Annotated in this window: 11 protein-coding genes, 2 pseudogenes and 1 riboswitch; of the genes and pseudogenes, 9 read left to right on the top strand and 4 right to left on the bottom strand. The window is 40.9% G+C overall.

What is annotated here, in order from left to right:
• The coding region (locus AWH49_RS14375) for a transposase (RefSeq protein ID WP_211268378.1) at nt 1-329 on the top strand (329 nt) is incomplete at its 5' end.
• A 183-nt stretch (nt 330-512) separates the two neighbouring features.
• Here the strand turns inward: AWH49_RS14375 and AWH49_RS14370 are convergent.
• Complete coding sequence (locus AWH49_RS14370; RefSeq protein WP_082862864.1) at nt 513-2201, bottom strand: methyl-accepting chemotaxis protein; 1689 nt, start codon at nt 2199-2201, stop codon at nt 513-515.
• A gap of 195 nt (nt 2202-2396) precedes the next feature.
• Complete coding sequence (locus AWH49_RS14365; RefSeq protein ID WP_063966291.1) at nt 2397-4577, bottom strand: GDYXXLXY domain-containing protein; 2181 nt, start codon at nt 4575-4577, stop codon at nt 2397-2399.
• A gap of 532 nt (nt 4578-5109) precedes the next feature.
• Between AWH49_RS14365 and AWH49_RS20820 the strand changes: the two genes are divergently transcribed.
• The 4 genes from AWH49_RS20820 to AWH49_RS14345 all read left to right on the top strand — a co-directional run bounded on the left by AWH49_RS20820 (nt 5110) and on the right by AWH49_RS14345 (nt 8177).
• Entirely contained in the window at nt 5110-5373 is a 264-nt protein-coding gene (locus tag AWH49_RS20820; RefSeq protein WP_244886864.1) for a hypothetical protein, read from the top strand.
• Between the two features lie 20 nt (nt 5374-5393).
• Nucleotides 5394-5531 carry a winged helix-turn-helix domain-containing protein gene (locus tag AWH49_RS20815; RefSeq protein WP_244886863.1) on the top strand — a complete coding sequence of 46 codons (138 nt, stop codon included), beginning with the start codon at nt 5394-5396 and terminating at the stop codon, nt 5529-5531.
• A gap of 31 nt (nt 5532-5562) precedes the next feature.
• Complete coding sequence (locus AWH49_RS19450; RefSeq protein ID WP_157723742.1) at nt 5563-5976, top strand: transposase; 414 nt, start codon at nt 5563-5565, stop codon at nt 5974-5976.
• A 266-nt stretch (nt 5977-6242) separates the two neighbouring features.
• On the top strand, nt 6243-8177 hold the full coding sequence (locus tag AWH49_RS14345) for a primary-amine oxidase (protein ID WP_063966288.1): 1935 nt from the start codon (nt 6243-6245) through the stop codon (nt 8175-8177).
• 110 nt (nt 8178-8287) lie between these two features.
• On the opposite strand, the gene AWH49_RS14340 is transcribed toward AWH49_RS14345, so the two are convergent.
• Nucleotides 8288-10477: a DNA topoisomerase III gene (locus AWH49_RS14340; RefSeq protein ID WP_063966287.1), complete on the bottom strand. Its 2190-nt coding sequence runs from the start codon at nt 10475-10477 to the stop codon at nt 8288-8290.
• A gap of 239 nt (nt 10478-10716) precedes the next feature.
• On the opposite strand from AWH49_RS14340, the pseudogene AWH49_RS19445 reads away from it, so the two are divergent.
• From AWH49_RS19445 to metA, 3 genes and pseudogenes are all read left to right on the top strand, one after another.
• Nucleotides 10717-10875: pseudogene (locus tag AWH49_RS19445) on the top strand (transposase); the annotation flags it as partial.
• Nucleotides 10866-11162 (top strand): annotated as a pseudogene (locus AWH49_RS14335) (DNA topoisomerase III); the annotation flags it as partial. The pseudogenes AWH49_RS19445 and AWH49_RS14335, both read left to right, overlap by 10 nt.
• A 253-nt stretch (nt 11163-11415) precedes the next feature.
• Nucleotides 11416-12324: a homoserine O-acetyltransferase MetA gene (metA, locus tag AWH49_RS14330; protein ID WP_034288833.1), complete on the top strand. Its 909-nt coding sequence runs from the start codon at nt 11416-11418 to the stop codon at nt 12322-12324.
• Between the two features lie 234 nt (nt 12325-12558).
• Here metA and AWH49_RS14325 read toward each other — a convergent pair whose 3' ends face one another.
• Nucleotides 12559-13335, bottom strand: a complete 777-nt coding sequence (locus tag AWH49_RS14325; protein WP_063966285.1) for a carbon-nitrogen family hydrolase — start codon at nt 13333-13335, stop codon at nt 12559-12561.
• 100 nt (nt 13336-13435) lie between these two features.
• A riboswitch (SAM riboswitch) is annotated at nt 13436-13538 on the top strand.
• Nucleotides 13539-13611: 73 nt separating this feature from the next.
• On the opposite strand from AWH49_RS14325, the gene AWH49_RS14320 reads away from it, so the two are divergent.
• The gene (locus AWH49_RS14320; protein WP_063966284.1) at nt 13612-14130 is read left to right on the top strand and encodes a hypothetical protein; all 519 of its coding nucleotides are present in this window, start codon (nt 13612-13614) and stop codon (nt 14128-14130) included.
• The last annotated feature ends 22 nt before the right edge of the window (nt 14131-14152 follow it).

Raw genomic sequence — 14152 nt, 5'->3', positions numbered from 1 at the left:
CTTCCGGCCCGAAGCAATGCCGGGACTGTCCGCTTTTATCGATGTGCACGCAAAGCCAGAACCGCATGAAACTGATCCACCGGCATGTGTGGGAAGGCTATCTTGAAGAAGCAGATCATCTGCGGCACACTCCGCAACATAAAGAAATCTATGCAAAACGCAAAGAAACGATTGAACGGGTTTTTGCGGACGCAAAAGAAAAGCATGGCATGCGCTGGACAACCCTCAGAGGACTGGGGAAATTATCCATGCAAGCGATGCTTACTTTCGCTGCCATGAACCTTAAGAAACTGGCAAGCTGGGCGTGGAAGTCTCTAAAGCCAGCTTGAGCAGGCCTGATCAAGCATACAAAAAAGACGAAGCCGCCTCAAATCAAAGATTTGAAAACGGCTTTGTCGACAGTCTGAGAGCCGCGATGTTTCGCAGCTCTTTTTTATTGGGACGGCAATATAGCGTTCCTATATGTGGATAATGCTAACAACTAAATATGAGAAACCGCCTATAAAGCGGTATTAAACGTTAAATTGTCCGACAATTTCATTCAGTTCCCGAGCCACTTTACTCATTTCGGTCGATCGATCGGCGACTTCTTCAATAGCTGAAGAGGTTTGTTGGGCAGCAGCTGATACATTAACAGTCGTTACTTCAATTTCACGAATCGATTCGGCTAGGTGTGTAATCAATTCAACGATGCGGTCCGATTTGGCTGCTTCTTCATTGGTCAAAGTGGACACTTCGCTAATTTCTTCAGCTGTGTTTGAGACGGCTGTCAGAATATCTGTAAGCGACTGAGATGTAAATTGAACCGTTTTGTTACCTTCTTCAACGAGGTTAGTGCTTTCGTTCATAGACACGACGACGTGCTGAATGTTGCTCGTAATATCTTTGACTAATTTTTCAACTTGTAATACTTCTTCGTTCGATTGTTCCGCAAGCTTGCGTACTTCTTCTGCGACAACGGCAAATCCTTTTCCATGATCACCAGCGCGGGCCGCTTCGATAGAGGCGTTCAGCGCAAGCAAATTTGTTTGTCCGGCAATACCAGCAATTGTGCCAGCGATACGATTAATTTTCGCAGTAGATTCGTTCAATTGTTGAATGGTCTGTCCGGTTTCGATGGAAGACGTTCTAATTTTGTTCATATCACGGCTAATGTCATCCACACGGCTGCGGCCTTCTTCTGCAGTCGCTATCGTCTTTTTCGAGTTATCAACACTCGTATCTGCTTTTTGTTTCGCGGTTTGAATTAAGCTTGCAAGCTCATCTAAAATATAGGTAGATTGTTCAGCGTTCATCGTGCCATCCGAAATAGAGGATGCGACTTCACCCATGTTAGAAGATACTTGCTGAACAGATACTTTCATTTCATTCAAAGATTCCGCTGTTTCAAATGAGTTGCGTGTTAATTGATCGGATGTTGTTTTCAGCGTACCAATCATATGTTTCAAATTAGCGGCCATTAAGTTTAATGTGCGGGCAAGATCGCCAATTTCATCGTTGCTTTTATTATGTGTGTTTTCAACTGACAAATTGCCATCTGCAATTTCTTTTGCCTGTGTAATGAGCGCTGAAATCGGCTTTGTTTTGCGACGGATAAGTATAATCGTCACAAGGGACGCCAAAATCATTGGAATTAAACTGATTAAAATACCATCTTTCACTACACCCCATGTCCGATCGGCTACAATCGAAGCATCAAAATCAATGACGCTGACCGCGACAATTTCATTATTCAAATAGATCGGAGCATAGCCGGATAAGCGATCCATGCCATCATATTCGTAAATTTCTGAGTATGTCGGGTGGCCCATTTCAACTAACATATCGATCGCTTCCTGATCAATATAAAAAGAATCGCCCGGTTCGAAGCCTTTTTTACGTAAATGATCATCGAGTGCTAGCAGTTTTCCATCAAAATCGACAATATACTGTGTTTCGAATATGGATTTATGTTCTGTCGTCCAATTTAGCTGTAAGCCAACCTTATTCATCGCTTTTCGATCACCAGATAAAATGGATTCTATGTCTTCCGGTGCGATTAAACCGGTTGTAATATTGGCGCATCCATACGCTTCAATACCTGCTGCTTCAGATAACTTATCGTATGCCGTTTTATATGTAGCGACAGATGTAATAAGAAGCATCGTAATAATAATGCCAATAATAATTGTTCCAAGCTGCCATGTGACTGTTTTTCTCATGTGAATCCCCCCTATTGAAAACGTTATCATTTTACAGTTATACCATATAAACAGGGAAGAAAGATACAGGATATGTGAAAATTTTGGCAATGAAAAAAGCCCACAGACGTAACCATCATCTGTGAGCACTTTAGAATATTAAATCAACGGTTTTCGAGAGAGTACATTGTTTACTCTTAAAAGAGTATAAAGCCATTATTCTAACGTTTCTAAAATCGCATCGCCATTTTCAGCAACACGGACGATCGCATGTGTTTTTTCTTCCCATTCGGCACCCGAGTTTTCGGGGATAAAGAAATGCTCAATACCGAGTGTCAACGTTCCAGCACGGGCTTTTCCTTTCATCGTCAATCCCTCTCCCGTTCCGGCATGTGCAAAGCTCGATGCTGTATAGACGGGAATGATTTTACCGTTATAATCAATCGTTTCGGCTGATTTCTCCAGCAAAACATTTACTTTTCCATCTGGGAGAGTAGACGTATCCTCATAGTAATGTTCACGATAGTTTGTCTGGATTTCATAGTTCAATTGTACATAATCTCCCTGAAGCATCGAACGTGGATCAATCGGTGCAAGTTCAAGTGCGACTATTTCCCCGTTTTGAAGGAGCTGCTCTTTTTGCCAAGCAGTGAATAATAAGAAACCAGATTGAATAGTGATAACAGCCACAAATGCGCCGATACTCCATTTCTGCACTTCAACAGGTACGGTATGCTTTCGTCCCCACATATACCAGATGGCAAAAAAGATTATGCTAATAAGAAAGAATGTAAGTGATTTGTGGAGAAGAAGCCATGCGTATTCGTAATATTTCCAGATGATGAAACCGATAAATGCCGCCCAGGCTGCCCACCGGTAAAATCTCGTTTCAAGAATTGGACGGAATAAATGCCAGCAAATATACGCCAGAAAGACGAGATGAAGCAATAATGAGTCCCAGCCTTCTTCTGTTAACGAGTAAAGCATAAATGTGATCGATAGCCAAAAAGCGGCAAGTCCGACCGGCTGCTCTTTTAAGATAAAAAACAAACAGGCATTCAAAACACCAGCGGCGAATAAAACCCACGTGCTTACTGAAAAGTCTACTCCATTTACCATAAGCAACTGGAATATCCCGTATAAAAGGGCACTGTTAGCGGCGAGATAGTACAAAATGGCTTCTTTTTTCTTAAATAAAAGAATTGTTAGTACGATAAACGGTACTACGATTAAAAATGCCGGCCACGTTGTCCCCGATGTAAATCTAACAAACAAGAAAGCGAAGACAAGTCCAGTAATTTGCAATGTCATCCGAACAACAAGCCAAGAATCTTTTCGAACGGCAAGCCCTGAACCGATACAAAGAACAGAAAGAAAGAGAAAGCTGTTTGACATGTCTCCGCTGAAACCAAAGATGAGTGCAATAAAGGAACTAAGTGACGAAACAGCAATAATTGTTCCGATAAATGCGAGAACGCCGGTTAATAGCGATATGGTATAGCGAATCCATTTCCGATCGCTCGTTTCAGAAGATGTTTTTAGTTTTCTTAAAACGAAAATGCTGAAGGCGAACAGGATAAATAACATTGGGAACCCTGCGTAAAAAATGTATTCTCCCATAATGCTGAACCATATATAAAAGACGTTCCAGACGACATAGAGGCCGAAAAATAACAGATGGACCGCAAGTTCAAACGGGTGATGCTTACGTACTTTCATAAAGGATTTCCAGAAAAAAATGATAAACGCAATGTATAGTACGTGAAGCAGCATAAATATAAAGGTGTATTCCACATCATCTGTAAATAAGTCATAAATGGAATGTGGAATGAGTAAATAAAGTGCACAGTATTGCGACACAATGAGTGATAAAAAAGACAACTTTTGTTCGTGCATTTTCAACCAGAAAAAATAAATTCCAATATGCAGAGCGATCAATCCGGTATACAAAAGGAGCTGCTCGCCTGTTGTATACGTCACAAACGTTCCGGTTGGGTACAATTTCATCCATAGTGTCAATTCAAATAATAAGAAAGACAGCCAGTAAAGCGGACGATAGCGTGTAAGCAACGCTAAAATGATGGTCGGTATGAGTGTAACGATGAAAAGTACATACGAATCTGCATGTGAATTGTACATTTGTCCGACGAGCGCGACGGCCACAGCAAACGCAATGACTGATAAAAACAACCACCAGTTGCCAAGGTAAGGAAATGTTTTGCTTCGTCTGTAAACGAGTGCTGCACCGGCACAAAACAGCAATACCGCAAGACTTAAGCCAATTTTCATCGGACGGTCAAATTCTGGCCAGTTCGATGCGAAAAAATAAACGATAGCTGTAATGAAAAAAATAAGACTGAGTAAATACGGAATATCCCCCCGCTTTTGTGCAATCATAAGAAACCCCCTGTTCCTGTTGTGTAAATCATACTACAAATAATCTCAATAAATCCTTTTCTTTGTACTTCACTTCCCGTTTTAATCTATGTTATAACACTTGTCCTTTTTCATAATATTATTTCAGAATAACAAATTGGCGATGGTATAATAAACGAAAGCAGCAAGCAGAAAGGAATGTTCGAATGAGTAGAACAGTTGTACTTGCAGAAAAGCCATCTGTTGCCCGTGACATCGCCCGAGTCCTCGGATGCAGCAAAAAAGGGAATAGGTTTTTAGATAGAAGCAAAATTGATATCTAACATATTATATAAATCAAACTTAATCCTTCGGCGTGTTTAGGCAGCCTACTTCTTTGTCCATACTGCTCCTAAAAGAACGAACAAAGGAGCGAGGAAAATGTGAAAAGGATTGACGATTACTAATGACCACGGCTGGACACTGGAACAGCTGAAAGCCTATGAAAAAAAGATAAAAAAGGCTTCTATGGTCAAGCGGGTGACTATGATCCTGCTTATTATGGAGGGCTATTATGCGATGGAAATCTCCAAGCTGCTGCATGTCCACCAGGATACGATTTCCACCTAAGTCAAGAAATTCAATCAGGGGGGTGAAGGCGCTGCTTCACCGCGGATCCTCACCGGGAAAACCTCCTCTATTGTCGCCGGATCAAGAAGCTGAAGTAAAACGGATGATCGAGCACAGCACACCGGCTGAAGAAGGCCACGGCTGTGAATCCAGCTGGGATACACGTATTTTGAAACATGTCTTGGACGAAAATCCTCTATTGCGATGACTCGTATGGGAATTGGCAAGATGCTGAAACGCTGGGGATTCAGCTACACACGTCCGACGTATATGTTAAAACGCGCGAACGGCAAGAAACAGGAAGCTTTTCAAAAAGAGCTGGCCATGATAAAAAAACGCGTCAGACAAGTTAGTCTTTTTATATGAAGATGAAAGCCATATCCGCGATTATCAGGCTTTGCGCTCCACGTGGAGTCCCAAAGGAAAACAAAAACAGATTCCGACTTACGGCCACCATGCGTCTGTCAGCTTGTTTGGCTGTGTGAACGTTCAAAATGGCGAATTCTTGTGTATGGAGAAAGAACAGTGCAATGCGCAGACGTTTTTGGCATTTCTCCGTTATATTGTAGGGAGGCATAAAGACCGGCATATCGTCATGATCCTAGATAATGCCCGGATTTTATCATGCCAAACTCTTGAAACCTTTTTAGAAGCGAATGAACACCGTCTCACGCTGCTTTTCCTGCCGCTTTTGGAAAGAGGGGGAAGAATAGATAGAATTGTCTTTGATGATGATTTTTATGTTCTTATTTGGCTAATTGGAGCTGTGATACTATTTAAGGTTCTGATGCGAATAATTGGAGAAATATAAAAAGGCGAAAAGTTTCTTAGTAGAATCTGGTCTTAAGCAGCAAATCCAAATAGTTGATGGATGAACTCCACTTGATTTTGGAAAGAATGGCTAGGTTCGAAAATAGCAAAAGTCGTGGACTTTTTTGGATTTTTTGTATAAGTTTCTCATAATTAGTTAAACTGTTACTGACGAGAGTTTCCTACTACTCGGTAGTGCCACTGAATCGAACCTTAAAGTCACTTGAAAAGTCAGTATTGTTTTGTAAATAAAAGGGAGGATATTACATGAGCAATCAAGAACCATTGAAGCAAGTTGGCCATCCATTGGAGCCTCTTACAACCGGTGAAATTATAAAAGCGGTTGCAATTGCAAGAAAAGAAAAAGGACTAACGGATGCAGCTCGATTTGAGCAAGTTGGTTTGTACGAGCCTGAAAAATCAGTTGTGTTAAATTTCAAAGAAGGCGACGCAGTTGTACGTGAAGCTTTCATGATCGTTTTGGATACATCAGATAGCCAAACATATGAAGGGGTTATCTCTCTTACAGATGAAAAAGTTGTTTCATGGACACATGTTCCAGGCGTTCAACCTTCATTCCTTTTTGAAGAATATGCTGAACTTGAAGAAACGGTGAAAAAAAATCCTGAATTCCATAAAGCGCTTGAAAAACGCGGCATTACGGATCCAAGTCTGGTTATGGTTGATCCTTGGTCTGTTGGATACTTTGGTGTTGAAGAAGATGAAGGAAAAAGACTTGCTCGTGCACTTTGCTTTGTAAGAAAAAATGAAGGCGATAATGCATATGCTTATCCTCTTACAGGTTTATTGCCAGTCGTCGACTTAAGTACGATGAAAGTTGTCAGAATCGAAGACTCTGGAGTAAAACCGATTGCGCCTATGGATGCAGAATATAAACCTGAACGAACTGATAAAATCCAAGTACGGACAGATTTAAAACCGTTAGAAATTACACAACCAGAAGGCCCAAGCTATGAAATTAATGGACATAACATTAAATGGCAAAAATGGGATATCCGAATTGGTTACACAGCTCGAGAAGGACTCGTTCTTCATACGGTAGATTATGAAGACAAAGGAGTAAAACGCCCAATCCTATACCGTGCAGCTTTATCAGAAATGGTTGTACCTTACGGGGATAATAGTCCAGCGCATGACTGGCAATGTGCGTTTGATGCTGGTGAATACGGAATTGGTCAATTAGCCAACTCATTGGAACGCGGTTGTGACTGTGTCGGTCATATCGACTATTTCGATGCGGTTATGGCCACGGGTAATGGTGATATCCATAGAATTCCTAATGCGATCTGTCTCCATGAAGAAGATTACGGAATTGCATGGAAACATACAGATTGGAGAACAGAAGATGTAGAAGTACGCCGTTCACGTCGTTTAGTAATTTCATTCTTTACGACAGTAGCAAACTATGACTACGGATTCTTCTGGTACTTCTATACAGACGGTAAAATTGAACATGAAGCAAAATTAACAGGAATCTTGAATATTGGTGTGCTTGAGGAAGGTGAAACACCAAAGTATGGATCACTGGTTGCACCACAAATCAGTGCGCCGATTCACCAACATATCTTTAATTACCGTATTGATGTAAATGTCGATGGACAACAGAACTCTGTTCAAGAATTGAACACAGTAGCGTCGCCGCCAAATTTCCAAACCAATCGCTATTTAAATTCATTCCATGCTGAAACGACAACATTCAAAACAGAACTAGAAGCTCAACGAAGAGTGAATCTTGAAACAGCAAGAGTATGGAAAATCATTAACCCTAATAAGAAAAACTTTGTAGGTGAGCCAGTAGGTTTTGAACTTGTACCTGGTGAAAATGCGTCTCCATTCTTGCATGAAGAATCAAGTATCATGAAACGTGCAGGATTTATTAAAAATCATTTACACGTTACGAAATTTGATCGTGATCAAATGTATGCTTCTGGAAAATATCCGAACCAAAATAAAGGCGGAGATACTCTAGAACATTGGGTAAAAGAGAACCGTAATATCGAAAACGAAGATATTGTTGTTTGGTATAATATGGCCGTTCATCATATTGTGCGTTCTGAGGATTGGCCAGTAATGCCAACTCACTATATCGGATTCATGTTGAAACCGCATGGTTTCTATGATGGAAATCCAGCGTTGGATCTTCCACGTCCAGCAGCAATCAAAGGCACTAGCTGCCATTAATAACTAAAAGTTGATTGAAAAGGGGAATTGTAATTAATTCCCTTTTCGCCTTTCATAACTAAAAGCAATTAACCCCTTGAATGTTATTAATTCGAAGGGGTTAATTTTAATTAATCAAATTTCAATCCTTTTAATGCTTCTGCTAGTGCATTGTTTAAAGGCTCTTCTTGTTTCTCTTGTTGTTTTAAATATTTCTGTACAGAACGTTTATCCACTTTTCCGCCAGATTCTTTCTTACGTCTTGCTTCAAAGGCAGATAATTTCTCGCGATATCCACATTTACATGCGAAAATTTGACCTGCACCTTCACCGCGAAGTTCCATTTTCTTTTTGCATTGAGGGCAGCGAGCGTTTGTGATGCGTGCGACATTTTTGCGGTGACCACATTCACGATCTTGGCAGACAAGCATTTTTCCTTTTTTTCCGTTTACTTCAAGCATTGGTTTTCCACAGTCCGGACAAGATTTTGTTGAAATATTGTCATGTTTGTATTTTTTATCACTTGCTTTAATGTCAGCAACGATTTTTTTTGTATAATTTTTCATTTCAGAAATAAATACTTCTTTTTTCAGTTTGCCATTTGCAATAGCTTCAAGCTTTTGCTCCCATTCAGCTGTTAACATAGGGGATTTTAATTCTTCTGGAACTAGATCAAGTAGCTGACGCCCTTTTGACGTAATGTGAATATCTTTACCACGTTTTTCAATTAAGAACGAGTTGAATAACTTTTCAATAATGTCAGCACGCGTTGCCACAGTACCCAATCCACCGGTTGATTTTAATGTTGCTGCAAGCTGTTTATTTTGCGTGTCCATGTACTTCGTAGGGTTTTCCATTGCCGAAAGTAATGTCGCCTCATTAAAACGTGCAGGAGGCTTTGTTTGACCTGAGGTTTGCACAATTAATTTTACATCTAATTTATCGCCTTGTTCGATGCTAGGTAAAATTTGTTCTTTCAAGTCATTTTCTGTGTCGTCATCCTCAAATCGATTTTCGTATGCTTCTTTCCAACCATTCGATAAAATGGTTTTCCCTCTAGCAACAAAATTCTCATTTCCGATTTTTGCACGAAGCGTTAATTGCTCGTATTCAAATGGTGGGAGTAGTACAGCTAAAAACCGTTTAACAACTAAATCATAAATTTTGCGTTCTTTATCCGTAAAAGCTGAGAAATTTACGTAATCTTCTGTTGGAATAATAGCGTGGTGATCAGATACTTTACTATCATCAACAAATGATTTAGAAGCTTTTATAGGCTTGCTTAAGATCTTGTTAGTCAAAGAACGATATTCTCCAGCTCCGCAAGCTTTAAGACGCTCTGAAAGCGTTCCTACGATGTCTGAAGAGATATAGCGTGAATCTGTGCGAGGGTATGTTAATACTTTGTGCTGCTCATACAGTTTTTGCATAATATTTAACGTTTCTTTTGCTGAGTAGCCAAAAATCTTATTCGCATCACGTTGTAGCTCTGTTAAATCATAAAGGCTAGGTGCAAATGATTTTTTCTTCTTTTTATCAATTTCTGTAACTACTGCATCAAGATTTCCAAGCTTTTTTACAATGGTATCGATTTTTTCTTTTTCGAAACTACGGCTATTGCCTTTTGCGTCTTGCCATGTCAGCTTTAAATTCTCTGATGTCTGTGCTTCAATGCCATAATAAGTCTGTGCTTTGAAATGCTTAATTTCTTCTTCACGTTGGGCAATAATCGCAACTGTTGGTGTCTGCACACGTCCACAGTTTAACTGCGCGTTAAAACGTGTTGTTAGAGCACGTGTTGCATTTAATCCGATATACCAGTCTGCTTCAGATCGTGCCACGGCCGATGAATATAAATTGTCGTAGGCTTTTCCAGGTTTCAGGTTTGCGAAGCCGTCTTTTATTGCTTTATCAGTTACAGATGAAATCCATAAACGCTTAATCGGTTTATTTATTTTTGCTTTTTCAATAATCCAGCGTGCGACTAATTCTCCCTCTCTCCCTGCATCAGTAGCCACAATTATTTCGTTAACATCACTTCGAACGAGCTGACTTTTAACGGAATTAAATTGTTTTCCAGTTTGCTTCATTACAACTAATTTCATGCGTTCTGGAAGCATTGGAAGATCTTCTAAATTCCATGTTTTGTATTTATTATCGTAAGCCTCTGGATCTGCCAGCGTAACTAAATGTCCTAATGCCCACGTAACGATGTATTTATCACCCTCTAAAAATCCATTTCCTTTTTTCGTACACTTCAATACATTTGCAATATCGCGTGCAACTGAGGGTTTCTCGGCGATTACTACACTTTTTGCCATTTCTTCGAACTCCTTTACTGACTATGTACCGTCTAATATACCATAGTTTTAAGTTGGTAAATGTGAAGATGCTTGCTATTTAGCAGACATAATAGACATCGCTCGTTTGAGAATTTCAGCTTCTTGTTTTAAACGTTTATTTTCTTTATGAATTTCACTTAATTTTTTAGGAGTGATTGTTGTTTCTATACCTGAATTGTTTATGGAATTCTAAAAATGTAGCTCATGGCACTTAATTAATGGAAAGAGCCTGTAAACAAGCCTCTTCAAGTAATAATCACTCAGTATTCTTATTTTATTTTCACCTTGTATTAGTCGTGAAAGACAGAAGAAATGTATTTGATGATGAATTGTCAGACTATGCAAAGGAGATGTTTGTGAGGTTGTCGGCAAACTACTTGTACGCCAGGATCGCGAATGCGGTTATCGGAAGCAATTGGCCCGTTTGACGAATGCTCGCTGCCCGAATTGTCATAAAAAGATGGAAATGCGCGGCGAAGGGGAAGGAAAGCTATTCTTCTGTAAGTGCGGCTATCGAGAAAAACTGTCGGCGTTTGAAAAGCGTAAGCAAAAAAGCGGAAATGCAGCAAACAAACGTGATGTGAATCAATACTTGAAAACGCAGCAAAAGGATGAACCGATTAACACAGCACTTGCCGATGCTTTGAAAAATTTAAAATTATAATGAGCAAAAACCGTTCCTAATTATTATCAAAAAATAATAATTAGGAACGGTTGTTTTTTTTCGGGAAAGGTGCCTATAATTATTATAATGTCTAGCTATGGACGCTCTCGGTTCGAGGATCTCGCGATGTGAGTTATGAAGGCAGTGCGATTAACGTCGTACTTTTAGTCTTTGTGTCATCCAAGTGTGTATTTCCAATGAATAGGTGTCTTCGCTTATATTTAATGAAAATGTAAACCAGGGGGGAAACTAAATGCCAATTAACATACCATATCAGCTACCGGCACGTGAGGTTCTTGAAAAAGAGAATATTTTCATTATGGACGCGGATCGTGCTCGGATGCAGGATATCCGCCCGCTCAATATCCTTATTTTGAACTTAATGCCGGAAAAAGAAAAAACGGAAGCTCATTTGCTGCGGTTGCTCGGCAATACACCGTTGCAAGTAAATGTTTCGTTTTTATATACAGCGACATATGAGTCAAAAAACGTAAGCAAATCACATCTTGAGCAATTTTATACGACACTAGAAGAAGTGAAAAGCCGCCGCTACGATGGACTGATTATTACAGGCGCACCGATTGAGCTGATGGATTTTGAAAAGGTTAACTATTGGCCGGAATTACAGGATATTATGAATTGGGCAAAAACAAATGTCACATCGACATTGCATATTTGCTGGGGTGCCCAGGCAGCGTTGTATCATCATTACGGCATTGATAAATATGAACTACCGGGTAAATGTTCTGGTATATATAAACATACGATTACTGACCCGACTATTAAATTGTTACGCGGTTTTGACGACGAGTTTTATTCGCCGGTATCGCGTTATACAGATGTGAGTCAGGAAGCGATCGAAGCAAATGAAGACTTGGTTTTGCTCGCATCGTCACCGGAAGCCGGACCGCTTCTCATGATGTCAAAAGACGCACGAAACATTATGATCACTGGCCATTTGGAGTATGACGCGACTACGCTCGCAGAAGAATATGAGAGAGACTGTGCCAAAGGTATCGATATCGCGATGCCAGAAAACTACTTTCCAGATAACGACGCATCAAAACGCCCACTAAACAAATGGCGCTCGCACGCGCATTTGCTCTACTACAACTGGCTTAACTACTATGTCTATCAGGAGACGCCATACGAGTGGAAATGAAAGGGTAAGACCCGAAAACCTGTCCATAGCTGATGGATAGGTTTTTTGACGTACAGGATGTACTAAACAAAGGTGTTGCGACAGACGTCGCGTTTATAGCCTTTGATCTATCGATATGGGTGGTCATAAAATGGGATAAGCGGTCACAAATAACTGTGAGTACCCAAAAATGATGACAGGTGATCATCATTCAATAAGAAAAGCGCCACCGACACCGATCGGGGCGCTCAACAATTAATAAAATGACTCGAGTCTGTCTTCGAATACCGGAATGCGGCTCCGAATTTCGTCAATCGCATCAAAGTCAATTTCACCAATCAGCATTTCTTCCTCTTTACCTGCTTCTGCAATCACTTCGCCCCACGGCCCAACAATGATCGAATGTCCGGCGAATTGATTATCTGGATCAGAGCCTACACGGTTGCACGCAACGACATACGCCTGGTTTTCAATTGCTCGGGCAATTAACAATGTGCGCCAATGATCGACACGAGCGAGGGGCCACTCTGCCGGTACAAACAACACACGTGCGCCATTTAAGACGTGCTTTCGGAACCACTCTGGGAACCGAATGTCATAGCAAATAAATCCGGCCATTTTTTCGCCGTCCAATTCAAACAGTCCGTCCGTATCACCCGCAGCCAAATACTTTTCTTCGTTCATCAACCGGAACAAATGCAATTTGCTATACTCTTTTACGACCTCACCGTGATGATTCACAATGATCATCGTGTTTTTCACGCCGTCATCCGTGTCATTTGCAACCGAACCGCCAACGATATGCATTCTGTATTTTTTCGCTGCATCAGACAAAAATGCTTTTGTCCGCGAAGCACCGGTATCAGCGATCTCATCAAGCCGCGTTAAGTCGTAACCAGTCGTCCATAACTCGGGCAAGACCGCCAGTTCACACCCTGCTTCATGTGCTTTTTTCAAATAGTCTGCCGCGCGTTTATAATTCAAATCTGGATTACCAAAGGCGATGTCTATCTGTAAACAAGCTATTTTCATATCCCTAGCCTCCGCTTCTTTTTGAAAATTGTATCATGGTTGACAGAGAAAATGAAACGTGCCATAATCCATCTTACATAATAAACGGACAATTTAATACATCTTATCAAGAGCAGGTGGAGGGACAAGCCCGATGACACCCGGCAACCGACCTATTTTTAGGCACGGTGCTAAATCTTGCAGTTACGACTGAGAGATAAGAGGAATACACAGACGAATCCCTCTTCCATATTCTCAGGAAGAGGGATTTTTATATTTTAAAAGGGAGGGCTTGCCATGGCAGTCGCAGAAAAAATAAAACAGGAAAAAGAGTTGAAAATCACATTAGGCAATTTATACAATACCATTCAACCGCAACAAGGAGAGCGAATCATGGTTATCGGCGGCTCAGAAACATTAGCGGCGCGATGTTCAGATGCCGGTGCGATTGTCCTGCCCGCAGCTATCTTTTCACAAATAAAGCAAAATGAATTTGATACAGTCGCGGCTCCGCTGTCGATTCACGGATATGCAGAAGGAGCACAGTGGACGGCACAGGCATACGATGTGCTCAAGGTAGGCGGCCGTTTCGTCGTCGATTTCGCCGAAGCAACCTCACTTCCACCCGCTTCCGACTTTCCGTACGCGGAAACACTCCCAGGCTACTGGGAGCGTTTGAAAGCGGTCGGCTTTACGACGATTTTATTTCAGCAGCTGACGGCTCAGAACGCGCGTGAAGCTGTTTTAAATGGTTGGACAGAACTCATGTTAGCTGAATTTCCTGTTATTGTTAACCGCTTCATTGCTGTAAAATAACCATTTCCAAACAAGTGCCGCC

It is taken from the genome of Domibacillus aminovorans, assembly GCF_001643235.1.
GTDB lineage: Bacteria > Bacillota > Bacilli > Bacillales > Domibacillaceae > Domibacillus > Domibacillus aminovorans.
Note: the sequence above shows the minus strand (reverse complement) of the source record. Positions and strands in the feature narration are given on the sequence as shown.

Bases quoted from the DNA above. Each gene is read 5' to 3' on its own strand.
- AWH49_RS14370 (WP_082862864.1), bottom strand. From the start codon at position 2,201: ATGAGAAAAACAGTCACATGGCAGCTTGGAACAATTATTATTGGCATT.
- AWH49_RS14365 (WP_063966291.1), bottom strand. From the start codon at position 4,577: ATGATTGCACAAAAGCGGGGGGATATTCCGTATTTACTCAGTCTTATT.
- AWH49_RS20820 (WP_244886864.1), top strand. From the start codon at position 5,110: ATGCGATGGAAATCTCCAAGCTGCTGCATGTCCACCAGGATACGATTT.
- AWH49_RS20815 (WP_244886863.1), top strand. From the start codon at position 5,394: ATGCTGAAACGCTGGGGATTCAGCTACACACGTCCGACGTATATGTTA.
- AWH49_RS14345 (WP_063966288.1), top strand. From the start codon at position 6,243: ATGAGCAATCAAGAACCATTGAAGCAAGTTGGCCATCCATTGGAGCCT.
- AWH49_RS14340 (WP_063966287.1), bottom strand. From the start codon at position 10,477: ATGGCAAAAAGTGTAGTAATCGCCGAGAAACCCTCAGTTGCACGCGAT.
- metA (WP_034288833.1), top strand. From the start codon at position 11,416: ATGCCAATTAACATACCATATCAGCTACCGGCACGTGAGGTTCTTGAA.
- AWH49_RS14325 (WP_063966285.1), bottom strand. From the start codon at position 13,335: ATGAAAATAGCTTGTTTACAGATAGACATCGCCTTTGGTAATCCAGAT.
- AWH49_RS14320 (WP_063966284.1), top strand. From the start codon at position 13,612: ATGGCAGTCGCAGAAAAAATAAAACAGGAAAAAGAGTTGAAAATCACA.